Genomic DNA, 24,008 nt, shown 5'->3' with positions numbered 1-24,008 from the left:
GAGGGCATCGCGAACGTACCCCGGGAGGACGACGCCAGGCACGACCCCGGGAGCGACAGGATGTACCGACTCATCCACCTCCACCCACACCACGGCATCCCGCGCATCGGTGTGGACCCCGACGGCTATTCCAGCGAAGAGGCGGCATTGCAGGCGTGCCGCGCCACCCCCGGTCCCTACTTCGGCGTCGGGCGCTTCGACGCCGGCGGCCGGCTCGCCGAAGTGGTGATGGACGCGATCTGCGAGGCGCCGGGCGGGTGCCCCAGCGCGGCCATGGTGGTCGACGCCCATACGTTCCGGCGGCTCTGCGACGCCTGCGCGTACGGGCTGGCCACCCTGACCGTGCCCGAGCTCGCCGAGCGGCTCGGAGTCGCGGTGCGACCGGCACCCGTGCTCGCCGCCTCCGGGCGGCACGCGGCACCCGAGCCGGGGTGCGCCGCCAGCACCAGGATCGCCCGCGAGTTCCCCACCCACGTGGCCGACCCGATCTGGCGGATGGAGCTGTGCGCGGAGCTGGCCCGTACGCCCCCCGCGGTCAACGGGCTGATCATCGGGGTCGGTGCGCTGAGCCATCGCGACGTGCTGGACCTGTTCCCCGCGCTGTGCGCGCTGGGCACCCAGCTTCCGGTCGGCGTCCGCGCGGACCTGCGGCGCGCCTCGGTCCGGCCGCTGTCGCCGGCCGGCGTGACCGCGCTGCGACTCGGCCTCTAGCCGGCACCACCCGGACCTCGGCCCGGCGTGACCTCTCCGGTCGCGGCCTCGCCCGGACCTCGGCCCGGCGTGACCCGGTCCGGTCGCGGCATGCCGGAACCTCGGCCCGGCGTGACCCGGTCCGGTCGCGGCACCCCCGAACCTCGGCCCGGCGTGGCCCTGTCCAGAGCCGGCCCGCCCGGAGCTGGCCCGGTCGGGCGTGGTCCGGCCGGCGCGGCCCGGTGACAGACTCTGACCCGTGCTGACGTTCGCGGTGCTGGTGGAGCGGGCCCGCGCCCTCGTGGCAGGTGGGCGCCGCGCGGTCCTGGGGATCACCGGCGCCCCCGGCGCCGGCAAATCCACCCTGGCCCAGGCGCTGCTGGCCGCCCTGGCCCCGGCGCCGCCACCGGGCCTGCCCGCATGCGGCTGGGTCGCGCACGTACCGATGGACGGGTTCCACCTGGCCGACCGGGAGCTGGACCGGCTCGGCCTGCGCGAGCGCAAGGGCGCGCCGGACACGTTCGACCCCCTCGGGTACGCGGCCCTGCTGCGCCGCCTGCGCGAGGACGCCGACGACGTCGTGTACGCGCCCGGCTTCGAACGGGTCCTCGAGCAGCCGCTGGCCGGCGCCATCGCGGTGCCCCGCAGCGCGCGCCTGATCCTCACCGAGGGCAACTACCTGCTGCTGGACGACCCCCGCTGGGCCCGGGCCCGCCCGCTGTACGACGAGGTGTGGTTCGTCGAGCTGCCCGACGCCGAGCGGCTGCGCCGCCTGATCGAGCGGCATGTCCGTTTCGGCAAGACCGAGCAGGCCGCCGTCGCCTGGGCAACCGGCACGGACGAGCGCAACGCCGCCCTGATCGCCGGAACCCGCGCCCGTGCCGACCTCATCGTCCCGGCCGAGCTCATCGTCCCGGCCGAGCTCATCGTCCCGGCCGGCCTCGTGGTGGATGCGCCGCCGAGTCACCCTGGGCAGGACGCCAGCGGGCCGGGCGTGGCATCCTCGTAGGCGTGTCGGTCGAGGAAGCGGTGCAGGCCGCGATGCCACGACGCCGCGTCGCCCGCGCGGCGTGGTTCGCGGCCACGGTCACGACGATCATGCTGCTGCTGTTCGGGGTCCCCTGGTGGACGCTGCTGCTGGCGGGCAACCAGTGGCCCCCGGCGATCGTGACGGGCGGGACGGTGCTGATCGCCGCGGCGCTGGTCACCTTCCCGCCGCTGATGATGGCCGGCCACGGCCGCCGCCACCGCGACTGGGCCGCCCGGGTGGCCGATACCGAACTCGGCGTGGTCTGGGTGCTGTTCTCCTGGGCGCTGCTCGGCAACCTGCTGCGGGTGGTACTGCTGCTGGCGGGCGTCGCCGACCCGCTGCGTTCGCGCCTGGTCAGCGTCGCCGTCGTGGCCGTCGCGCTCGTCCTGCTCGGCTGGGGATACGCCGAGGCGATGCGGGTGCCGCGGGTGCGCCGCGTCGACGTACGGCTGGACCGGCTCGGCCCGGCGCTGGACGGCCTGCGTGTGGTGCTCATCACCGACACCCACTACGGCCCGATCGACCGCGCCCGCTGGTCCGCCGGCGTCACCGAGGTGATCAACTCGCTGGATCCGGACGTGGTGGCGCACACCGGCGACATCGCCGACGGGGAGGTGGCCGCCCGCCGTGCGCAGGCCGCCCCGCTGGGCGACGTCCGCGCCTCGCTCGCCCGGGTGTACGTCACCGGCAACCACGAATACTTCAGCGGCGCCCAGCGATGGGTCGAGCACATGGCCACGCTGGGCTGGGAGGCCCTGCACAACCGCCACATCGTCGTCGAGCGCGGAGCGGACCGCCTCGTGATCGCCGGGGTCGACGACCGGACGGCAGGCGGTTCCGGGGTGCCGGGCCACCACGCGGACCACACTGCCGCGCTGACCGGCACCGACCCGGCCCTGCCGGTGCTGCTGCTCGCGCATCAGCCCCAGCAGATCGGCGGGGCCGTGGCGCACGGCGTCGACCTGCAGCTGTCCGGGCACACCCACGGCGGGCAGATCTGGCCGTTCCACTACCTGGTCCGCACGGACCAGCCGGTGCTGCAGGGGCTGAGCCAGCACGGGCCGCGTACGCAGCTCTACACCAGCCGCGGCACCGGCTTCTGGGGACCGCCGTTCCGCGTCTTCGCCCCGAGCGAGATCACGCTGATCACCCTGCGCCAGGCCTGATCAACCCTGCGCCGGGCCTGATCGACTCTGCGCCACGCGTGATCATCCAGCCCCCTGCCCGGGCATAACCAGGCTCACACCGCGCTGCACCGTAATTGGTTTGTCCCACCCATCGGGCGCCCGCAGGATGGAGGCACCGCCCCCCGATGTGAGGACCTCGCATGCGCCTGCTCCGCGACCTGTGGGCCACCGCTCCCCGCCGTACGGCGCTGGTGGCCGCGCTCATCGTGCTCGGCGCCTCCGGTCAGGCGGGTGCGCTCGCCCTGGCGGGACCGGTCCTGGTCAACCGCTCGGTGCCGATGTTCGCGCTGCTGGCCGTCGCGCTGGTCGCCGCCGTGCTCAGCGACCTGGCGATCGGGCTGATCGTCGCGCGGCTCACCGCCGACTGGACAGCCACGGTCCGCCGCGGCCTGTGCCGGGTGGCCCTCGGACAGGATCTGCCCACCCTGGAGAACACCCCGGTCGGTGAGCTGCTCGACCGCATCGACAGCGACGTCTACCAGGTCGGTTCCGAACTGCGCGGGCCCGGCGTACGCATCGCCCAGTCCATGGCCGTCGCGACCCTGTCCATCATCACCGCGTTCGCGGTGTGGTGGCCGGCCGCCGTCGCCATGGTGCTGGTCTCCGCACTGCTCATCGCCACCATGAGCGGGCCGATCAAGGGCATCTCGCCGCTGCGGATCGCCGAGGAGGAGGCGTGGAGCGACCTCGCCGCGGTGATGGAGGAGGCGATCCACGGCCAGGACGATGTCCGCACCAGCCTCGCCGCCCCCTACGTGCGGCGGCTCTACGCCCAACGCGCCCGCGAGGTGCTGCGGCGCGGCCGCCGGGTGTGGCACACCTCGGCGCGGGTGACCCTGCGCGCCGGCACGATCACCCGTACGCTGATCGCGATCCTCGTGGTGACCGGCGCGTGGGCGCTGACCACGGGGCATGTGGACAGTGCCCGGCTGACCGCGGTGTGGCTGCTGGCGCTGGGCTTCGGCGGCACCCTCGAACACGTCACCCGGATGGTGCCCGAGCTGCAGAACGCGCTCGGCGCCTGGAGCCGGGTGCAACTGCTGCGCGACGTACCGCAGGAGCCCGCCGGTGGTCTCCCGCCGGCCGACGGCGACCTGGTCGTGCGCGACCTCACCTTCCGGTACGGCACCGACGCCGACCGGCCCCCGGCGTTGCGCGAGGTGAGCCTGTCGTTCACGCGGGGCCGCTCGTACGCGCTGATCGGCCGGACCGGCTCCGGCAAGTCCACGCTGGCGAAGGTGCTCACCCGTTCCGTGGACGTGCCGCGCGGCACCGTGACGCTGGGCGGCGTCGACCTCAACGACATCGACATCGAACAGCTGCGCCGGTGGACCGCGATCGTCCCGCAGCGCACAGAGATTCTCGCCGGCACCCTGGCGGAGAACATCGCCCTGTTCGACCCGGACTTGCTGCCGGACGCCGCCGGGGCGCTGGCTGAGCTGGGCCTGACGACCTGGGTGGACAGCCTGCCCGACGGCATCGACACCAAGCTCGGCGAGAACGGCCACAAGCTCTCCGCCGGTCAGGAACAGCTTGTCGCGTTCGCCCGGATCCTCGTGCGGGATCCGCACGTGGTGATCCTGGACGAGGCGACCGCCCGGATGGATCCGGTCACCGAGGGCTGGGTGCACCGGGCCACCGACCGGCTGCTCACCGGCCGGATCGGCGTGATCGTGGCGCACCGGCTGTCCTCTGTGCGCCGCTGCGACGAGGTGGTCGTGCTGGCCGACGGCCGGGTGCTGGAGGCCGGCCCGCTGCGCGGCTCGCGGCGCTTCGCCGAGCTGCTGGCCGCCAGCCACGTCACGGCCGCGACCGGGCCCGGCGAGACCGCACCGGGCGGCGTGCTGCTGGCCGAGCGCGACGACTGGGACGGGCCCGTCGACGTCGACAAGCCGACGGCCGACCCGGGCGGCCGCGCCGCTGCCCCGGCCGGCACCGACGGGCCGGACGACCACCACGCCGGCCCGGCCGGTGCGGACGCGGGCACGATGTCGGCTGACGGACCGCCGTCGGCGGACCCGCCGCCGCTGCCGGAGCCGCCGCCCGCGCGTACCTTCCGGGAGATCGTCCGGCTGACCACCAACGACAAACGGTACGGCCTGGCCGCGGTCGCGCTCTTCGTCGTGCTGGTGTTGTTCGGTCTGGACGGAGCGATCCTGCCGCTGCTGTGGTCGCACGTCGTCGACGGCATCGGCAGCCCGATGGGGCCCGCCCTGGCCATCGCCGCGGCCCTGCTGGTGACCACCCCGGCGCTGTACTACACCGGCGCGTGGTTCCCGGAGTGGTGGGTCCGGCAGATGCTGCGGATCAGCCTGCGCCTGGTGCACGGGCAGGTCGGCCCGCGCCGGGTCAGCAAACACACCCCGGCGGAGGTGGTCGCGCAGGGCGGCGACACGGAACGCGTCGTGATGCTGGCGGACAACGTCGTCGACAACGCCACCAGCCTCGTGATGATCGTGGCGATGACGTGGGCGTCCGGCTCGGTCGTACCGGCGCTGTTCTTCGGCGGCACGATGGCGCTGTCCGGGCTCGCGGCGACGATGTTCGGGCCGCGGCTGGAGAAGGCGGCCCGGCGTACCGTCGCTGCCCGCGCCGCGTTCGCGACCGCGCTGGTGTCGTCGCTGTCCGCGGCCCGCACGGTGAAGCTGGCCGGGGCTACCCGGCCGGTGCTGTCCCACCTGGCCCGCCTCGACACCGACCGCAGCGAGCGGCAGCGCCGCGAGATCACCACCCAGGTGTGGGCGCGCTCCACCCCGTCGCTGGTCAGCGGGCTGCTGCCGATCGCGGCGTGGGCCCTGTACCTGGCGGGGTCGCTGTCCGCGGCGGCCACCCTGATCGCCGTGGCGGTGCTCGGCGCGGCCCGCTGGTTCGCGTGGACGACCGCCTCGCTGGTGTCGCAGCTGCCCTCGGCGCGCGTGTGGACCCGCCGGACGGTCGCCATGGCGGGTGTCGCCGAGTACTCGGCGGCCGTGCCCGGCGTGGACCTCTCGGCGGGCACCGCCCCGGCGCCGCCGACCGCGCCGCGCAACCCGCTGGACCGGCTGGAGCTGGAGTCCTTCAGCGCGGTACACGAGAACGGCACGGTCGGGGTGCACGACGTCGACCTGGCCGTCGCGCGGGGCGAGCTGGTGCTGGTGCTCGGACCGGTCGGCTCGGGCAAGTCGTCGCTGCTGCGGGCGCTGGCCGGGATCGTGCACCACACCGGCACCCTGCGCTGGAACGGCCGGGCGGTCGACGAGCCGGAGCTGTTCCTGCGGCCCAACCAGGTCGGCTACGTGGCGCAGCTGCCCCGGGTGCTCTCCGGCACCGTGGCCGACAACATCCAGCTGGGCCACCCGGTGGACGCCGTTGACGCGGTCACCACCGCGCAGCTCGAACACGACCTCGCCGCGGCCGGCGGCGGTCTGCAGCTGCTCATCGGGCACAAGGGCACCCGGCTCTCGGGCGGGCAGTTGCAGCGGCTGGCGCTGGCCCGGGCCTTGGCGCCCCGTACGGAGCTGCTCATCGCGGACGACGTGTCGTCCGCGCTGGACGTCACGACGGAGCTGGAGCTGTGGCGGGCGCTGCGCGGGCACGGGGTCACCGTGGTCGGCTCGACCTCCAAGCGGGCCGCGCTCAGCCAGGCGGACCGGGTGGTCGTGCTGAACGGGGGCCGCGCGGTGGCGCAGGGCACCTGGCAGGAGCTCGAGGACCGGTGGGGGCACCTGGCGGGCTGACGCCCGGATCTCCGCGCCGGGCGTGGCGACGTCCGGCGCGGGAGAGGTCAGCCCACTCGGCGGCGGGCCCGGCGGGCGGCGAGTTCGTCGCCCGCCGCGGGCTCGGCGGGTGTGGCCGCGCCGACCGGCTGGGGGGCGCTGGCGGGCTCGGCCGGCAGGTGCGACAGCGATCCCTGGATCTCCTTGAAGGCGCCGCCGATGGCGATGCCGAACACGCCCTGGCCGCCCTGCAGCAGGTCCACGACCTCCTCGGGCGACCGGCACTCGTACACGGTCGTGCCGTCGGAGATCAGCGTGATCCCGGCCAGGTCCTCGACGCCGCGGGAGCGCAGCGTCTCGATCGCCTTGCGGATGTTCTGCAGCGACACCCCGGCGTCGAGCAGCCGCTTCACGACTTTGAGAACGACCAGGTCGCGGAACGAGTAGAGCCGCTGGGTGCCGGAACCCGACGCGTCGCGGATGCTGGGCACGACCAGCGTGGTCCGCGCCCAGTAGTCGAGCTGCCGGTAGCTGATGCCCACCGCGTGGCAGGCCGTCACACCGCGATAGCCGACGTCGCCGTCCTCGCCGACCCGGGGACCCTCGAGAGGATCTGACTCGTGCACGCGACTACCTCCCCGCTGCGCGGCCACCTCATCTGGATGTACCGAGCGTATATCGCCCCGGGCCGGCGAACAGGGAGGTAATGCCGCGACACGCCGCGTGTGGGCGACGAAACCTGTGGTGACCGTCGATGGGTCAGCCCGCGAAGTCCTCCGGCCGGACCTGGTCGAGGAATTCGCGGAATTTCTCGACCTCGTCCTCCTGCTCGTCCGGGATGACGATGCCGGCCTCGGTCAGCACCTGATCGGCGCAGCGGATGGGCGCGCCGACCCGCAACGCCAGCGCGATCGAGTCGCTGGGCCGTGCCGAGACCCGCAGATCGTCGCCGATGAGCAGGTCGGCGTAGAACACGTTCTCCTTCAGCTCCGTGATCTCCACGGCCTTCAGCGGCGCCTGCAGCGCCGCGAGGATGTCCCGTAGCAGGTCATGGGTCAACGGCCGGGCCGGCTTGACGCCCTGCTGCTCGTACGCGATGGCGGTCGCCTCCACCGCGCCGATCCAGATCGGCAGGTACCGATCACCGTCGACCTCCCTGAGCAGGACGATCGGCTGGTTGCTGGGCAGCTCCACCCGAACTCCGACCACGCTCAGCTCGCGCACCGCCCGCCTCCGTGTCGCTGTCGTCGCCTGCCCCAAATGGCCACCGAAGGCGACCTTCAGGCTGTTTTCCGCGCCCTCACCTGCACGGTACACGGCGCTGTCGGGCGTACCCCCACACGAGGTCCGTGTCCGTGCACCACCGGCAGTACCCTTCGAGCCTACGACGAACCGCTCAGCGGCCGAGCGTCGCGCGCAGCCCGGCCCGTACCAGGGCCGCGTGCAGCCGCTGCGACAGAGCCTGCAGCTCGCGGGCCGTCTCGGCGGCCCTCGCCCGGGCGGCCGGATCGTGCTGGCGCACCAGGGGCGCCAGCAGCTGCGTGAAAAGACCCACCTCGCGGTCCGCCGCGACCCGGAACGCGCGCAGGTGCCGCAGCTCCAGCCCGTGCCGGGTCAGCCCCACCACGGCTCCGACGATGACCACGGCGTCACCGTCGTACCATCCGGGGGGCCGGGACAGCACCAGGCCCAGCCGTTCCAGCTCGGCCAGCAGGTCCTCGGCGACCCCGGTGCGTGCGACCAGGTCCGCACGGGACACCCGCGCGTCGCCGGTCTCCACCGGTACGTCGCCCTCGGGCCCGACCGCCACCAGGGCGGGCCGGCCGGCGGCCGGGAGTTCGCCCTCCCCCCGCTCCAGCGCCTCCAGCTGCTCGCGGATCACCCGCAGCGGCAGGTACTGGTCGCGCTGCGCGGTGAGCACGAACCGCAGCCGGGCCACGTCGTTCCACGAATACTTGCGGTACCCCGAGGCGGTGCGCTGGGGATCGACCAGCCCCTCCGCCTCCAGGAATCGCAGCTTCGAGATCGTCGTGTCGGGGAACTCCGTCCGCAGCTGGGCCAGCACCTCCCCGATGCTCATCAGCGCGCTCTCCCGGGCGCCCAGCTCGTGGGCACCCGGGTCGCGTGCGGCCGCCCCGGACGGGTTCACGCCCCGCCGCCCTCACCCTCCGGCCGCGGGCCGGCGATGAACACCAGGCGGAACTTGCCGATCTGCACCTCGTCGCCGTTGCTGAGCGTGGCCGACTCGACCCGCTCCCGGTTGACGTAGGTGCCGTTGAGCGAGCCGACGTCGCGCACCGTGAAGGTGCCACCGTCGCGGTGGAACTCCGCGTGGCGCCGCGACACGGTCACGTCGTCGAGGAAGATGTCACTGTCGGGGTGCCGGCCGCTGGTCGTCACGTCGTGATCCAGCAGGAACCGCGCCCCCGCGTTCGGGCCACGGCGCACGACCAGCAGCGCCATGCCGGGCGGCAGCGAACCGGACATCCGGCTCGGCACCACATCGGTCTCAGGACCCTCGAGCACCTCGTCGAGGGCACCGAGGTTGAGCGTGGACGTGACGTCGAGCGGGGGAAACTCGTCGTCTGGGCGCGTCATCGGACCACCTCACGGATCTGGTCGGTCGCCGCCCGCGGACAAGGGGTGAGCGGAACCGGACACGACGCCCGGAGCGCGGCACCCCCCGCCGCTGCCCGGAGGCTCCAGACGGACGACTATCGGTTGCGAATGAATAACGGTCTACTTCATGTGCTCCGCGAGCCTAGTCAGCGCGAAAAAGCGCGGCAACCGGACGCGCGGAGTGTGTGATACGCCGCGTCAGCCCTCGGTGAGCGAACGGTAGGCGGCGGCGTCCAGCAGGCCCTGGAGCGAATCCGGATCTTCCGGCGCAATCTCCACCAGCCAACCGGCCGCGTACGGCTCGGCGTTGATCAGCTCCGGCTCGTCGGCCAGCGTCGCATTGCGCGTCACGACCGTCCCGGATATTGGCGCGTAGATCTCCGACACGCTCTTGGTGGACTCGATCTCGCCGAGCGCGTCGCCCGCCCGTACCGCCGTGCCCTCCTCGGGCAGCTGCACGTACACGATGTCGCCGAGCGCGTCCTGGGCGAAGTGGGTGATGCCCACCCGCACCGGTCCGCTCCCGTCGCCCGCCACCCACTCGTGCTCGGACGTGTACCGCAGGTCCTCAGGAATCACAGTTCCTCCGTTGTCACAACCCGGCGAATCGCTCCGCGCCCGGTCAGGAGACCGGACGCGCGTACTGCAGACTGGTGGCCCTGCGCACCGCGGTCACCTCGACCATGGCGCGCTGCTCCATGGTCACGCTACCGCCGGCGCCCTCCACGGACGCGACCACCCCACCGGGGATCTGCAACGCCGTCTGCATCGTCTGCGGCACCCCGATCACCGACAACGTGTACGGGCCGGTGAGCCGCGCACCGTCCACCACGATGCCGCCGCCGTCGGAGTCGATGAAGTAGCTACCCGCCACGATGCGTACGGTCGTGCCGCCCGCCCCGGTCAGCTCCATCACCTCGCCGCCCGCACCGCGCAGCTCCTGCACGGCGTTGAGGATCGCGGACGCCTTGACCCCCTGGCCCTTCGGGTCGATGGTGATCCGCAGGCCGGGTCCGCGGCCCGGCAACGTGCCCGCCAGCAGGCCCAGTTCGTCCGCGCGCTTGTCGGCCTCGGCCAGGGCCGCCTGCCGCCCCGCCACGCCCGAGGTGAGCTGCCGCTGGCTCTGCTCCAGCCCGTTGATCTCCGCCTGGAGGCGGGTGTCGCGGGCCTCCAGGTCGGACAGGATGCGCACCAGGTCCTCCTGTCGCGCGGTCGCCAGACCCTCGTCGCCGCCGTTGCTGCGCAGCTGCACCACGAGCGTGAAGCCGAACAGCGCCAGCAGCACCCAGATCAGCGCGCCCGCCGACGACACCCGCCGCCACGGCGCCAGCTGCCGCCCGGCACCGGCTCCGGAGCTCGCCGCCGCGCCGGCGTCGGACTCCGCGGCACCCGGTTCCCCCGCACCGGCATCCTCGGGCCCCAGCTCCTCGGGACCGGTCCGCGGCCCGTCGGGATCTCCCGACCCGGCCCGCGCCGCGCCGGCCTCCGCCGAGGACTGTCGGCTCGGTTCCGGACCCTCCCGATCGGGCGCCGCCCGCTCGGCAACCACCGGTTCGGGTGACAACCCGGTCGGCTGCGCCACGTCCGCGGCGATCGGCGCAGGGGCGGCCGCGCCGCGGCCGCCCGGCGTGGCCACCGTCGGTTCGTCGTCCGCCGTGCCCACTTGCCGCACGTCGGCCCGTGCGACCACCGTCGGTTCGTCGCCCGCCGCGACCGCCGTCGGATCGTCCTGCCCAGTGCCGGACCGTTCCGCGTTCCTCGCCGCGCTGGCCGGCTGGGCGTCACGCGACGTGATCACGGTCTGTTCATCGTCCGGAGTGGCGACCGTCGGCTCGTCGCGCGGGGTGACCACCGTGGGCTCATCGTCGCGTGCGGGGTCCGCTGCCCGTTCGCCCGGACGCGGTCCGTGCTGCTCGCTCATCGCCGGTCCTCAGGCCCGGAACAGGTGGCGGCGGATCGCCGCCACATTGCCGAAGATCCGTACGCCGAGCACGACCACCACGCCCGTCGAGAGCTGCCCGCCGACGCCGAGCTGGTCACCCAGGTAGACGATCAGCGCGGCCACCACCACGTTGGCGATGAACGACACCACGAACTGCTTGTCGTCGAAGATGCCGTCCAGCTTCGCCCGGACACCGCCGAACACGGCGTCCAGCGCCGCCACCACGGCGATGGGCAGGTACGGCTGCAGGCCCGGCGGCACGGTCGGGTGCAGCACGATGCCGAGGACGACACCGGCGGCCAGGGCGAGTACGGCGATCATCGGCCACCTTTCGAGGGGGTGCCGGCCGGCGGGGGCGAGTCCGGGCCGGGGGACGGGGGGTCACCGGAGACGGGCGGGGTCGACGGCACCGCCACCCGCAGCTTCAGCTCGGTGGCCGCGTCGAGGGTCACGTCGTGCACGCCCGTCGCGTCGAAGCTCATGCCGTACCGGGCGACCAGCTCGCGGAAGAAGCGCCCAGCGTAGCCGTCACGGAATTCGTCAGCCAGCGAGTCCGGCCCGATCGCCACCACCTCGTACGGCGACGCGACCGGCCGGAAGTCCACCAGGATCGCCTCGCCCGCCTGCCGGATCGTGGAGGTCGCGGTGAGCCGCTGGCCGTTGATCGCGATCGCCTCGGCGCCGGCCGCCCACAGCGCGTTCGCGGCCAGCTGCAGGTCGCTGTCGCGTACCCGGGCGTCGTTCGACTGCTTGCCGGTCACCGGGTTGACCGCGGTGGGGCCGTCGCCGATCGTGATCTTGGCGCCGGGGCCGTGCACGGAGGCCAGGCCGGTCGCCGCCTCCAGGTCGCGCAACCGTGCCACGGCGGCGCCGCCGAGCTCGCGTTCCCGCAGCGTCGCCACCTCGGCGCGCAGCTCGTCGGCGCCGTTCTGCAGGGCGACCGTGCCGTCGCGCCGGTGCTGCACCTGCTCCACCAGGGTGGCCCGGGCCTTGGTGCGGCCCGGCTCGTCCGCGATGGTCTGCTGGTACGCCACGACCAGCAGGAAGCCCACCCCGATCATGGTCAGCGCGCTGATCGCACTGATCGCGCGCCGACGCGGGGCGCTGCGCGGGCCCTCGCGGGCGCGGCGGGCGGCCGCGTCGGCGTAGCCCGGATCGAGCGGGTTGCGGAACAGCTCGGTCAGGAAATCCGGGGTGAAGGTCCGGCGCTCGCCGCCGCCGTCGGGCGAGGTCATCCGGCGGCCGTCCCGGCCCGCGCCGCGCGGTCCGCGCGCAGCACGGAGGCGGTCTGGATCAGGTAGAGCACGGCCGCGGCCCAGTACAGACCCAGCGCCCACCATGCCAGCCCCCAGCCGAGCGGCCCGGCCACCGCGGCGGTCGACGGCACCGCATGCGCCAGCAGCAGCACCGGGAACGCGCCGAGCAGGACGAACGTGCCGGTCTTGCCGACGTAGTGCACGGGCGGCGGCCCGTAGCCGTGGCGGCGCAGCACCAGCAGCGCCACCCCCAGCACCGCCTCGCGGGCCAGCAGCGCGACCGTCAGCCACCACGGCACGACCTCGCGGACGGTGAAGCCGATCAGCGTGGCGAGGATGTACAGCCGGTCCGCGAACGGGTCGAGCAGCTCCCCGAGGCGGCTGACCGAGCCGGTGCGCCGGGCCACGTACCCGTCGACCCAGTCCGTGGTGCCGCCCAGCGCGAGCACCACCAGCGCCGCGACGTCGGCGTGCGGGACCAGCAGCAGGTACAGGAAGAGCGGCACGCCGAGCAGGCGCGCGAAGCTGATGATGTTCGGAATCGTCCAGATCCGGTCGGAGGCGACCGGTGGGCGCGGGGCGACGGGCGCAGGCTGCTGCGGCATCGCGACTCCCTCTCCCCCGCTGGCCGGTCAACGCGCAGCAACTATAACCAGGCCCGTGGCGGTCCCATCACCACCGGTTGCGCCGCACACACCGCGCGGCTGTCCCAGGAACCTAGCTTCCGGTGGGACGGCGGCCGCGGCGGGCCCGGACGTAGTCGTCGACCACGTACCTGCCGAGGTCGGCGACGTCGGGGCTGAACACCCGGCCGCCGCTGCGCTGGGCCACCGCGTCCACGAAGCGGCGCAGCGACGGGTCCTCGCCGAGCATGAACAGGTTCAGGGTGGCGCCGTACCGGGTCAGGTGGTCGACCTCCTCGACCGTCGCGCGGACCGTCTCGGGCAGCGGCGGCCAGGAGAAGTACGCCTCGCCGTCGTCGTCCAGGTGGGCGGTGGGCTCGCCGTCGGTCACCACCAGCACCACCGGCTCCGAGCCGGGGTGACGGCGCAGGTGACGACCTGCCAGCTTGAGGGCGTGCTGCAGGTTGGTGCCCTGCACCATGTCCGGCTCGATCGCGGCCAGCTCCCCCTGCGAGAGCGACAGGGCGTACCGGCCGAAGCCGATGATCTGCAGCGAGTCCTGCGGGAACTGCGTGGCGACCAGGTGGGACAGCGCCAGCGCGGTCTGCTTCATCGGGCCCCAGCGGCCGTCGGCGAACATCGAGTACGACAGGTCCACGCACAACGCCACCACGGCCGAGGCCCGCCGTTCCGTCTCGGCCACCTCGAAGTCCTCCGGGTGCAGCCGGACGGGCAGCGTGGCGGTCGAGCCCTCGGCGGCCCGGCGCCGGACCGCGTTGCCGATCGTGCGGACCACGTCGATCGGCTGCTCGTCGCCGAAGTGCCAGCGCCGCGACGAGCCGACCAGGTCACCGGCCGCGCCCGCGTCGCGCAGGTCGTGCTCGCCGCGGCGACGCCCGGCCAGCTCGGCGAACACCCGCGCCAGGGCGGTACGCCCCAGCCGGCGCAGAGCCTTGGGCGACAGCATCAGGCCCTCGGCGTCCCGGCTCACCCAACCCTGCCGCCGCAGTTCCCGCTCCAGCTCGCGCAGCCGCCGTACGTCGTCGGCGGCTGCGCGGCCCAGGCGGCGTTCCACGGCTTCGACGTCGACGTCGTCCAGGGTGGCGCCGGGGTGCTCCTGGCCCAGCTGCTCCAGCAACTCGTCCAGCTCGGCCAGCTCCCCCAGCGCGGCCGTGGCATCGCCGTACCCGAGATCCTCGGAGCCGCGCATCCGCTCGCCGCGCCCCCACGCCAGATTGGGCCGCAGTGCCCGCAGGTTGTCGGTCAGCTCGGCGAGCTGCCCGCGCAGCGGGCCGTCGCCGAGCGCCTGGTCGATCAGCTCGCCCAGCTCCTGCCGCTGCTGCGGGCTCAGCGAACGCATCAGCTGCTCCGCAGCCGCGGCGCGGCGGGCCAACTCGTCGATGAGGTCCTCGACGCTCTCCGGGCGCTCGGGGAAGAACTCGCCGTGCCGGTTCATGAACTCGGCGAACGCGTCCTGGGTGTCCTCGCCGCGGGCGTGCCGGGCCAGCAGGTCGTTGAGGTCGCGGAGCATCTCGGCGACGCGGGCGTCCGCGGCCGGGTCGCTTCCGCGCAGCGCGTCGCGCAGGCCCGCGAACCGCTGCTCCACCACCTCGCGGCGCAGCCCGTCGAGGATCTGCTGGTACATGGCGCGGGCCTCGTCGCTGGCCCACTCGTACTCCGACAGCTCCCGCACCGCCTGGGCCGTGGAACGGGGCAGCGCGTCCAGGATCGCCTCGTTGAACCGGGCCGCCTCGTCGTCGCGGCCGCGCAGCGCGTCGCGTTCGGTGGCGACGGCCTGGTCGAGCAGGGCCTGGGAACGGGTCACCGCGCCGTCGAGGTTGCCCCGGCGCAGCGCCTCCCGGCGCATCCGGCGGGCGCGGGCCCGCAGATCGTCCAGGCCGCGGCCCTCGCGGGGGCCACGGCGCACCAGGTCACGCAGCGCGTCACGCAGGCTCTCGCCCGCCAGCACCCGCTCGCCGACCTCGTCGACCGCGGCCCGCACGTCGTACGGCGGGGCCAGCGGGTCCGGGCCCTCGCGCCAGGCGCCGTACCGGAACCGGTTGGCGCTCATCCTCAGCTCCCGTAGAGCGTGCGGCCGTCGTCGGTCATCTCCTTGGCCAGGCGCCGGGTCAGGTGCAGCCCTTCCAGGACGAACTCGATCCCGGCCGCCGCCTGGCCGGGGCTGGGCGCGTCGCCGAGGCCGAGCCGGTCCAGCACCTTGGCCAGGCCGGGCACGGTGCCGATCTGGGCCAGCAACTCCTGCGCGGACACCAGCTCACCGGTCTCGATGATCGCGCCCTCGGCGACCAGGTCGGTGAAGCCCGACAGATCCAGCCCGCCCAGCCGGGCCCGGAACGTCTCCGCCGTGGCCACCCGCAGCAGGTGCGCGAGGACCTCTGTCTCCCGGCCCTCCTCGCCGCTGTCGAACTCGACCTTGCCGCGCAACGTGGACGTCACCGAGATGGTGTCGCAGACCCGGGCGACGGGTTCGTCGCCGCGCAGCCCGGCGCGGCGCAGCGCGGACGCCGCGACCGTCTCGGCCGCGGCGATCGCGAAGCGGGCCGAGACACCGGAGCGGGCGTCCACGGCGGGCGATTCGCGTACGGCGCGGGTGTAGCGGGCCAGCACGTCGACCAGGTGCTCGGGTACGTCGGCGCTCAGCGCCGCCTCCTGCCGGATCAGCGCCGTCTCCAGCTCCAGCTCCAGCGGGTAGTGGGTACGGATCTCCGCGCCGAACCGGTCCTTGAGCGGGGTGATGATCCGGCCCCGGTTGGTGTAGTCCTCCGGGTTGGCGCTGGCCACCAGCAGCAGGTCCAGCGGCAGCCGCAGCTGGTAGCCGCGGACCTGGATGTCGCGTTCCTCCAGCACGTTGAGCAGCGACACCTGGATGCGCTCGGCCAGGTCGGGCAGCTCGTTGACGGCGAAGATGCCGCGGTTGGTGCGCGGCACGAGTCCGAAGTGGATGGTGTCCGGGTCGCCCAGCGCCCGGCCCTCGGCCACCTTGATCGGGTCGACGTCGCCGATCAGGTCGCCGACGCTGGTGTCGGGGGTGGCCAACTTCTCGCCGTACCGCTGGGAGCGATGCAGCCAGGCCACCGGCAGCAGGTCGCCCATCTCGGCGGCCAGCCGCCGGGATGCGGGGGTCAGCGGCTCGTACGGGTGTTCGCGCAGCTCGGAGCCCTCGATCATCGGGGTCCACTCGTCGAGCAGGCCGACCAGGCTGCGGATGAGCCGGGTCTTGCCCTGGCCCCGCTCGCCGAGCAGCACCATGTCGTGCCCGGCCAGCAGCGCCCGCTCCACCTCGGGCAGCACGGTGTCGTCGTAGCCGACGATGCCGGGGAAGCGAGGGGCGCCGGAGCGCAGCCGGTCCAGCAGGTTGTCGCGCAGCTCCTGCTTGACCGTACGGAATTCGTGGCTGGTGGCGCGCAGCTCACCGACGGTCCGCGGAAGGTGGGTGGGTGTTTCGGGGACGAGCGGCGTCAAAGCAGCAGTCACCTGACGGACGCTACCTCGCGAACCGGGCGATCCCACAGTGCTGCCGGGTCCCGGATACGATCGGGCCGCTATGAGCGCCACCATGATCGCCCGGGATCTCGCCGCGGGGCACGGCGACCGCACCCTGTTCACGGGGCTCGACCTGGTGGTCGCGCCGGGTGACGTGATCGGGTTGGTCGGCGTCAACGGCGCCGGAAAAACGACCCTACTTCGTACACTCGCGGGCCTGTTGAACGTCGAGTCCGGTTCGGTGTCATTGAGCCCGCCGACCGCCACCGTGGGGTATCTGCCGCAGGAGCGGGAGCGGCGCCCCGGCGAGACGGTGCACGACTTCCTGGCCCGGCGTACCGGGGTCGGGCCCGCGCACGACGCGATGGAGGCGGCGGCCGAGGCGATGGCCGCGGGCGTGGCGGCCGCGTACGACGGTTACGACGAGGCGTTGCAGCGCTGGCTGGCACTGGGCGGCGTGGACTTCGAGGAGCGCGCCCTCGCGGTGGCCGACGAGATCGGGCTCGGGGTGGCGCAGACGCACCCGATGACCGCGCTGTCGGGCGGCCAGGCGGCCCGCGCCCAGATGGCGTCGCTGCTGCTCAGCCGCTACGACGTGTTCCTCCTCGACGAGCCCACCAACGACCTGGACCTTTCCGGCCTGGCCCGGCTGGAGCAGTTCGTCACGGGGTTGCGGGCGGGCACGGTGCTGGTCAGCCACGACCGGGAGTTCCTGGCCCGCACGGCCACCGCGGTGCTGGAACTCGACCTGCACCAGCGTCAGGTCAACCTGTTCGGCGGCGGCTACGAGGCGTACCTGCAGGAGCGTGAGCGGGCCCGGCGGCACGCCCGCGAGGAGTACGAGGAGTACGCCGACCGCAAGGAGAGCCTGCTGGAGCGGGCCCGCACGCAGCGGGCTTGGATGGAGAAGGGCGTGCGCAACGCGCGTCGCAAGGCCACCGACAACGACAAGAACATCAAGCACTTCCGGGGCGAGACCAGCGAGAAGCAGGCGGCCAAGGCGCGGCAGACGGAGAAGCTGATCGAGCGCCTGGAGGTGGTCGATGAGCCGCGCAAGGAGTGGGAGCTGCGGATGGAGATCGCCGCCGCGCCGCGTGCCGGTGCGGTGGTGGCCACGATGCGCGAGGCGGTGGTGCGCCGCGGCGACTTCACGCTCGGGCCGGTGACGGTGCAGATCGACTGGGCGGACCGGGTCGCGATCACGGGCGCCAACGGCTCCGGCAAGTCGACGCTGCTGGCGGCGCTGCTCGGCCGGATCCCCCTCGATCAGGGGGCGGCCGCGCTCGGTCCGGGCGTCGTGGTGGGCGAGGTCGACCAGGCGCGGGGGCTGTTCCTGGGCGACAGCTCGCTGCTGGCCGCATTCGGGGCGGCGGTGCCGGAATTCAAGGACGCGGAGATCCGTACGCTGCTGGCGAAGTTCGGTTTGAAGGCCGCGCACGTGCTGCGGCCCGCGGGCACGCTGTCGCCCGGTGAACGGACCCGGGCCGCGCTGGCGCTGCTGCAGGCGCGCGGGGTGAACCTGCTGGTGCTGGACGAGCCGACCAACCACCTGGACCTGGCCGCGATCGAGCAGCTGGAGTCGGCGCTGGCGAGCTACACCGGCACGCTGCTGCTGGTCACCCACGACCGGCGGATGCTGGCGGCGGTGCACACCACCAGACAGTTCACGGTCACCGACGGCCGCGTGACGGAGTGAGCGCGGCGGTTCGACGGCGACGTTGATGAATTCGGGTCAGCTCCGCACCCGAAGTCTCCGAGATCGCTAGATTCCCGCGGGGTTCGAGGGCGGTCCCTCGTTCCCGGCCCGATCCAGCGCCGTCAGGCAGTAGGTCGCCGGGGCGGGTGGCGGCGCCGGATCCGCCACGGGTGACCCGGCGCTGCCGGTGGCGGCCAGCACGGCCCGGCCGCCGGTCACCCGGTACAGCGCCCAGGCCGCGGGGGCCGGTCCGGTGCCGGGCCGCCAGTCGAGACGCACCGCTCCCGCTCCGGCGGGCCGCGCCGCACTCAGCTGCGGTGCGGCGGGCCCGGCAGCAGCCAGGCGGCTGGCGACCGGGGGCAGGGCGGGCGCGGCGAAGTGGTGGTCGCGGTAGCGGGTGACCGCGCCGAGGGGGTCCGCCCGTACCTGCTTCGCGTTGAAGTGGACACTTCCGTCGGCGCGGTAGCGGGCGGCGAGGGTGAGCTGGCGGTCGATCTGGCCGGGGTCGCGCCACGGGCCCTTCTCCCCCACCCGGTAGTCGGCGATCCCGATGTAGAGCCGGACCCCGGTGCCCTCGACCAGCTTCGCCCACCACGGCAGCACCGTGGCGTAGTCGGCGCGGTCGAAGCCGATCGCCCAGTACAGCTGGGGCACCACATAGTCCAGCCAGCGTTCGCGGACCCAGCGCCGGGTGTCGGCGTAGATCTCGTCGTAGCTCTGCAGCCCGTGGGTGTCCGACCCGGTGCGGTCGGTGGTGGCGTTGCGCCAGATCCCGAACGGGCTGATCCCGAACTGGACCCACGGCTTGAGCGCCCGGATGCGTTCGCTCATCTCGCGGACGAGCGTGTCCACGTTCGCCCGCCGCCAGTCGGCCCGGCTCTGCCCCGGCGTGGCCCGGCGTTGGTAGCTCTTCGCGTCGGGGAAGTCCTGCCCCCGCTCCGGATACGGGTAGAAGAAGTCGTCGAAGTGCACCCCGTCGACGTCGTATTTGGCGACCGCCTCCAGCATGGAGTCCTCGACGAAGCGGCGGGCGTCCGGGTTGCCCGGATCGAAGTAGAGCCGCCCGGTGGGACCGGTCGGGTAAGCCAGCGCCCAGTCCGGATGCTTGCGCAGCGGGTGCGCGGCGGGCAGCTTCGCGAGATCCGCCCCGGTGCCGTCGGGCGCCGGCTGGCTGCCCCGGTACGGGTTGAACCACGCGTGGAACTGCAGGTTGCGGGCGTGCGCCTCGGCCACCATGAACGCCATCGGATCCCAGCCGGGCCCCCGGCCGTCGCGCCGGCCGGTCAGCCACTGCGACCACGGCGCGTACGCCGACGGCCAGAACGCGTCCCCGCTGGGCCGGACGTGCACGAAGATCGCGTTGTGCCGCTGCGCCACCGCGAGGTCGAGCCAGGCGCGGTACTCGGCCTTGACGCGGGCCTCGCTGAGGCCGGGGCGGCTCGGGAAGTCGATGTTGTTGACCGTGGTGAGCCACATCCCGCGCAGCTGCCGGGCCGCCGCCACCGGCACACCGGCGCACGATCCGCCCGGCGCGGCCCCCGCCGTCGCGGTGGCGGACGGCGGCTCGGCCGTGGCCGCGCGCAGCAGTCCCGACCCGATCCCACCGAGGGTGGCGGCGAGGGCGAGGCCGACGACGACCAGCCGGGCAGGGAGACGAGGCACGCCCCATAGTGGGCCCGGCCACCCCGAGCCACCAAATGATCATGGGCTTATCCAGGGGTTTCGTCCGATTTGGGGTGTGCCGGTCCCCTCGATCGGTGGCACGGCCGTACAGTTCCGCGGGTGGGCGTGGTCGTGGTGGGTGCGGGCATCGCGGGGCTCGCCTGCGCCCGTGAACTGGTCCGGTCCGGGGTGACCGTCCGGGTCCTGGAGCGCGATCGGGTGGTCGGCGGGCGGCTGGGGGCCGCGCGGGTCGCCGGGCGCGACGCCGACGTGGGCGCCGGGTACTTCACCGCCGACGATCCCGCGTTCGTCGCACAGGTACGGCAGTGGCTGCTGGCCGGTCTGGCCCGGCCGTGGACCGACACGCTGATGGCGTACGAGCGGAGCGGGCCGCCGCACGCGTCAACGGGGCCGGTGCGTTTCACCGCCCCAGGCGGGCTGCGCGTCCTGGCCGCGGACCTCGCCACCGGGCTGGACGTGACGCTCGGATGCGAGGTGACAGAGCTGCCCCGAGCCGACGCGGTCGTGCTGGCGATGCCCGGCCCGCAGGCGCTGCGCCTGCTCGCCGCGGACCAAGCCGCGGACCAAGCCGCGGACCAGGCCGTGGACCAGGCCGTGGACAAATCCGCGGACGAAGCCGAGGGCACGGACGGCGGCGGCCCGGGCGGCATCGGGCCGGTGGTCGAGGCGGCGCGGCTCCAGCGGTGGTCGCCGGTGCTCGCGGCGGTGTTGACGTACCCGGAGCGAACCTGGGCGGCCTTCCGCGGCGCGTTCGTCAACGACCATCCGGTGCTGGCCACGCTGTTCGACGACGGTGACCGGCGCGGCGACGGCGCCCCCGTGCTGGTGGCCCACGCGAACGCCGGGTTCGCGACGGAACACCTTGACCTCCCCGCGAACGCGGGACCCGAGATGGAACGCGCCACGCGCGAGCTACTCGGCCTGCCCGCCCCGGCGACCACGGTCCACGTGCACCCCTGGCCGTACGCTCAACCGCTGCCGCGTCCGGACGCCGCCGAATTCGTGCTCGGCGGGGGCGTCGCCCTGGCCGGTGACGCGTTCGGACGGCCGCGGGTGCAGACGGCGTGGCTGTCCGGCCGCGCCGCGGGCGCCGCCCTGGCAGCCCGGCTGAGCTGAACCGCGGTCAGACCCGGAAGCCGGCGACCAGCCGGCGCAGCTCGATGGACAGGTCCGCCAGCTGGGTGGCGGACTGGTTCGCCTGCGCGGAGGCGCCGGTGGTGTCGCGCACCGCGTCGGCGACGTCCGTGATGCTGTCCGCGACCCGGGTCCCGGCGTTGGCCGCCTCGGCGACGTTGCGGGTCATCTCGTTGGTGGTCACGGTCTGTTCCTCCACGGCCGACGCGATCGTGGTCTGGAACTCGTTGATGCTGCCGATGATCGTGCTGATCTCCTCGATCGCGCTCACCGCGCCGGTGGTGTCGGTCTGGATGGCGGCGATGCGCTGGCTGATGTCCTCGGTGGCCCTGGCGGTCTCCTGGGCCAGGTCCTTGACCTCGCTGGCCACCACGGCGAAGCCCTTGCCCGCGTCGCCGGCCCGCGCCGCCTCGATGGTGGCGTTGAGCGCCAGCAGGTTGGTCTGCTCCGCGATGTCGGTGATCACCTTGATCACGTTGCCGATCTCGGCGGACGACTCGCCGAGCTGCGCCATCACCCCGCTCGTGGTGCCGGTGACGTCGACCGCGCGGGCGGCCACCGAGGCGGCCTCCGCGGCGCTGTGCGAGATCTCCCGGATGCTGGCGCCCATCTGCTCGGCGCCCGCCGCGACGGTCTGGATGTTGCGCGACATCGCGGCCGCGGCGTCGGCGACCTCGTTCGCCTGCCGGGAACCGCGTTCCGCGCTGGTGGCGCTGTCCGCGCTGATCCGGGTCAGCTCGTCGGAGGAGGAGGTCAGCGTGCCGGCGTGCGCACCGATGGAGGCGAGCGTGTGGCGCAGGTTGATGGTGGCCCGGCGCAGCGCGGAGGCCATCGCGCCGAGCTCGTCGCGCTGGGTCACCACCGCCTCCCGGGTCAGGTCACCGTCGGCGACCGCGTCGAGGACCGATTTGACCTGGCGCAGTGGCCGGGCGATCAGGCGGGCGACCCAGAACGCCAGGACCAGCGCGGCGACCAGCGCCACGGCCAGCACCACCACGGTACGGACGAACGTGCGCGTCACGGACGCGTCGAAGGCCTTGCCCGTGACCAGCGCGTCGTTGGCCCGTTTCAGCTCCGCGAGCAGCTGCTGGGCGATCTTCGCGCGCAGGGCCTGGTTGGGGCCGAGGGCGGCGGCGCGTGCGGCGGCGGGATCCGTGCCGAACAGGTCGAACTCGGCCCGGATGGCGGTGAACCACTGGTCCGTCGCGGCGTTCAGGTTGGCGATCGCCTTCTTCTCCGCGTCGTCCGCGGCGTACTTGCTGGCGGCGGCGAGGGAGTTGTTGATCGCGCCCTGGCGGTTGAGGGTGGCGGTGCGGTACTTCTCGTCCCCGTTGATCAGGAACGTCCGCTCGTCGGTGACCGCGCCCGCGGCCATCAGCCCGGCGTTGTTGAGGTTCGTGATGTACGGCACCGCCCGGCCGACCTCATCGGACCGGGTGTCCCGCATCTGATTGATGCCGATCAGGCTGACCACACCGACGGCGAGCATGCCGATGATGGGTACGGCCACCGCGGTCAGCACCTTGCCGCCGACGCGCAGGTCGGCGAACCACCGCAGCGGCGAGCCGGACCGGGGCCGGGCGCCCGAAGCGGCACGAGCCATGGGGACCTCGCAGACCTGCCGGATGGTGGGGATGTGACATCGGCAGTATGCGGCTCCCCGGGGTGCCACTGGGCCCGGAATGCACTATTTGGGGTCGCTCCCGGCCAGGTGTCCTCAGCGGCCCAGCACCGAGCGGTACACCCGCATCGTGTCCTCGGCGATGCTGGCCCAGGAGAACGTCTCGACCGCCCGGCGCCGCCCCGCCAGCCCCATCCGGCGGGCCCGGTCCGGGTCGTCGAGCAGGGTGGTGAGGGCGGCCGCGAGGTCGGCCACGAAGCGGTCGGGGTCGATCGGGGTGCCGGTGCCGTCGGTGGACTGCGCGATCGGCACCAGCAGGCCGGTCTCGCCGTCCGCGACGACCTCGGGGATGCCGCCGGTCGCGGTGGCCACCACGGCGGTCTCGCAGGCCATGGCCTCGAGGTTGACGATGCCCATCGGCTCGTACACCGAGGGGCAGACGAAGACCGTGCCGTGCGTGAGCACCTGCACGACCTCGTGCTTGGGCAGCATCTCCTGCACCCAGATCACCCCGCGCGGGTCGCGGGCGGCGCGCAGCTCGGCGGCCAGCTCCTCGACCTCGGCGGCGATCTCCGGCGTGTCGGGCGCGCCGGCCAGCAGCACGATCTGCGCCTGCGGCGGCAGATCACGGCAGGCCCGCATCAGGTACGGCAGGCCCTTCTGCCGGGTGATCCGCCCGACGAAGACCACGCTCGGCCGGGCCGGGTCGATGCCGAGCCGCTCGACGACGTCGGTGCCACGGTCCGGCTTGTACTGCTCGGTGTCGATGCCGTTGTAGACCACCCGGATCCGGTCCGGGTCGACCGCCGGGTACGCGGCCAGCACGTCGCGTTTCATCCCGCCGGAGACCGCGATGATCGCGTCGGCGCTCTCCACGGCCGTCCGCTCGCAGTACGACGACAGCGCGTATCCCCCGCCGAGCTGTTCGGCCTTCCACGGGCGCAGCGGCTCCAGGCTGTGCGTGGTCAGCACGTGCGGGACGCCGTACAGCAGCTTGGCGAGGTGACCGGCGAAGTTGGCGTACCAGGTGTGGCTGTGCACGATGTCGGTGCCGGCGCACCCGGCGGTCATCGCCAGATCGACCCCCATCGTGCGCAGCGCGGCGTTGGCGTCGCGCAGCTCCTCCGGCTCCGGGTACGCGGTGACCCCTGGCTCGTCGCGCTTGGCGCCGAAGCAGTGCACCCGCACGTCGGCGAGGGGCCGCAGGTCGCGGGCGAGGTACTCCAGGTGCACTCCGGCGCCGCCGTAGACCTCCGGCGGGTACTCCCGGGTCAGTAGATCCACACGCAAGGCCCCCGAGTCGGTCACGAGACGCAGAATAGCTGCTT

20 protein-coding genes are annotated in these 24,008 nt (G+C 73.6%); 6 read left to right on the top strand and 14 right to left on the bottom strand.

Annotation, left to right across the window (positions count from 1 at the left end; all coding sequences use genetic code 11):
- Positions 1-60: 60 nt before the first annotated feature.
- The 4 genes from ACMCNN_RS12860 to ACMCNN_RS12845 all read left to right on the top strand — a co-directional run bounded on the left by ACMCNN_RS12860 (position 61) and on the right by ACMCNN_RS12845 (position 6,623).
- Positions 61-711, top strand: a complete 651-nt coding sequence (locus ACMCNN_RS12860; protein ID WP_412746421.1) for a hypothetical protein — start codon at positions 61-63, stop codon at positions 709-711.
- Positions 712-949: 238 nt separating this feature from the next.
- Positions 950-1,699, top strand: a complete 750-nt coding sequence (locus tag ACMCNN_RS12855; protein ID WP_412746420.1) for a nucleoside/nucleotide kinase family protein — start codon at positions 950-952, stop codon at positions 1,697-1,699.
- A 2-nt stretch (positions 1,700-1,701) separates the two neighbouring features.
- On the top strand, positions 1,702-2,886 hold the full coding sequence (locus ACMCNN_RS12850; RefSeq protein WP_412746419.1) for a metallophosphoesterase: 1,185 nt from the start codon (positions 1,702-1,704) through the stop codon (positions 2,884-2,886).
- A gap of 161 nt (positions 2,887-3,047) precedes the next feature.
- Positions 3,048-6,623 (top strand): ATP-binding cassette domain-containing protein, encoded by a 3,576-nt coding sequence (locus tag ACMCNN_RS12845; RefSeq protein ID WP_412746418.1) that lies wholly within the window; start codon positions 3,048-3,050, stop codon positions 6,621-6,623.
- A gap of 47 nt (positions 6,624-6,670) precedes the next feature.
- Here ACMCNN_RS12845 and ACMCNN_RS12840 read toward each other — a convergent pair whose 3' ends face one another.
- The 11 genes from ACMCNN_RS12840 to ACMCNN_RS12790 all read right to left on the bottom strand — a co-directional run bounded on the left by ACMCNN_RS12840 (position 6,671) and on the right by ACMCNN_RS12790 (position 16,537).
- Complete coding sequence (locus ACMCNN_RS12840) at positions 6,671-7,228, bottom strand: MerR family transcriptional regulator (RefSeq protein ID WP_412746417.1); 558 nt, start codon at positions 7,226-7,228, stop codon at positions 6,671-6,673.
- 133 nt (positions 7,229-7,361) lie between these two features.
- Positions 7,362-7,826: a bifunctional nuclease family protein gene (locus ACMCNN_RS12835; RefSeq protein ID WP_130507654.1), complete on the bottom strand. Its 465-nt coding sequence runs from the start codon at positions 7,824-7,826 to the stop codon at positions 7,362-7,364.
- A 172-nt stretch (positions 7,827-7,998) separates the two neighbouring features.
- Positions 7,999-8,682, bottom strand: coding sequence for a MerR family transcriptional regulator (locus tag ACMCNN_RS12830; RefSeq protein WP_412747150.1), 684 nt, complete (start codon positions 8,680-8,682; stop codon positions 7,999-8,001).
- Positions 8,683-8,747: 65 nt separating this feature from the next.
- Positions 8,748-9,200 carry an FHA domain-containing protein gene (locus ACMCNN_RS12825; protein ID WP_067499957.1) on the bottom strand — a complete coding sequence of 151 codons (453 nt, stop codon included), beginning with the start codon at positions 9,198-9,200 and terminating at the stop codon, positions 8,748-8,750.
- Positions 9,201-9,419: 219 nt separating this feature from the next.
- Positions 9,420-9,800: a glycine cleavage system protein GcvH gene (gene gcvH / locus ACMCNN_RS12820; RefSeq protein ID WP_412746416.1), complete on the bottom strand. Its 381-nt coding sequence runs from the start codon at positions 9,798-9,800 to the stop codon at positions 9,420-9,422.
- A 43-nt stretch (positions 9,801-9,843) separates the two neighbouring features.
- Complete coding sequence (locus ACMCNN_RS12815; RefSeq protein ID WP_412746415.1) at positions 9,844-11,142, bottom strand: DUF881 domain-containing protein; 1,299 nt, start codon at positions 11,140-11,142, stop codon at positions 9,844-9,846.
- Between the two features lie 9 nt (positions 11,143-11,151).
- Positions 11,152-11,484: a small basic family protein gene (locus ACMCNN_RS12810; RefSeq protein ID WP_130507657.1), complete on the bottom strand. Its 333-nt coding sequence runs from the start codon at positions 11,482-11,484 to the stop codon at positions 11,152-11,154.
- The gene (locus ACMCNN_RS12805; RefSeq protein WP_412746414.1) at positions 11,481-12,398 is read right to left on the bottom strand and encodes a DUF881 domain-containing protein; all 918 of its coding nucleotides are present in this window, start codon (positions 12,396-12,398) and stop codon (positions 11,481-11,483) included. Before ACMCNN_RS12805 ends, ACMCNN_RS12810 begins: the two co-directional genes overlap by 4 nt.
- Complete coding sequence (locus ACMCNN_RS12800) at positions 12,395-13,024, bottom strand: CDP-alcohol phosphatidyltransferase family protein (RefSeq protein ID WP_412746413.1); 630 nt, start codon at positions 13,022-13,024, stop codon at positions 12,395-12,397. Before ACMCNN_RS12800 ends, ACMCNN_RS12805 begins: the two co-directional genes overlap by 4 nt.
- Before the next feature lie 112 nt (positions 13,025-13,136).
- Entirely contained in the window at positions 13,137-15,113 is a 1,977-nt protein-coding gene (locus ACMCNN_RS12795) for a vWA domain-containing protein (RefSeq protein ID WP_412746412.1), read from the bottom strand.
- Positions 15,114-15,115: 2 nt separating this feature from the next.
- The gene (locus ACMCNN_RS12790) at positions 15,116-16,537 is read right to left on the bottom strand and encodes a sigma 54-interacting transcriptional regulator (RefSeq protein ID WP_412746411.1); all 1,422 of its coding nucleotides are present in this window, start codon (positions 16,535-16,537) and stop codon (positions 15,116-15,118) included.
- Between the two features lie 70 nt (positions 16,538-16,607).
- Between ACMCNN_RS12790 and ACMCNN_RS12785 the strand changes: the two genes are divergently transcribed.
- The gene (locus tag ACMCNN_RS12785; protein WP_412746410.1) at positions 16,608-18,242 is read left to right on the top strand and encodes an ABC-F family ATP-binding cassette domain-containing protein; all 1,635 of its coding nucleotides are present in this window, start codon (positions 16,608-16,610) and stop codon (positions 18,240-18,242) included.
- Positions 18,243-18,308: 66 nt separating this feature from the next.
- On the opposite strand, the gene ACMCNN_RS12780 is transcribed toward ACMCNN_RS12785, so the two are convergent.
- Complete coding sequence (locus ACMCNN_RS12780; protein WP_412746409.1) at positions 18,309-19,904, bottom strand: family 10 glycosylhydrolase; 1,596 nt, start codon at positions 19,902-19,904, stop codon at positions 18,309-18,311.
- Between the two features lie 120 nt (positions 19,905-20,024).
- Between ACMCNN_RS12780 and ACMCNN_RS12775 the strand changes: the two genes are divergently transcribed.
- Positions 20,025-21,041 carry an NAD(P)/FAD-dependent oxidoreductase gene (locus ACMCNN_RS12775; protein WP_412746408.1) on the top strand — a complete coding sequence of 339 codons (1,017 nt, stop codon included), beginning with the start codon at positions 20,025-20,027 and terminating at the stop codon, positions 21,039-21,041.
- Positions 21,042-21,048: 7 nt separating this feature from the next.
- On the opposite strand, the gene ACMCNN_RS12770 is transcribed toward ACMCNN_RS12775, so the two are convergent.
- A complete protein-coding gene (locus tag ACMCNN_RS12770; RefSeq protein ID WP_412746407.1) occupies positions 21,049-22,662 on the bottom strand; it encodes a methyl-accepting chemotaxis protein in 1,614 nt (537 codons plus the stop codon).
- 114 nt (positions 22,663-22,776) lie between these two features.
- Positions 22,777-23,988 carry a glycogen synthase gene (glgA, locus tag ACMCNN_RS12765; RefSeq protein WP_412746406.1) on the bottom strand — a complete coding sequence of 404 codons (1,212 nt, stop codon included), beginning with the start codon at positions 23,986-23,988 and terminating at the stop codon, positions 22,777-22,779.
- Positions 23,989-24,008: the final 20 nt, after the last annotated feature.

This window comes from Krasilnikovia sp. MM14-A1004 (genome assembly GCF_047159485.1).
In the GTDB taxonomy this organism is placed as follows: domain Bacteria; phylum Actinomycetota; class Actinomycetes; order Mycobacteriales; family Micromonosporaceae; genus Actinoplanes.
The sequence above is the reverse complement of the archived record's forward strand: the minus strand, read 5'-3'. Positions and strand labels throughout refer to the sequence as shown.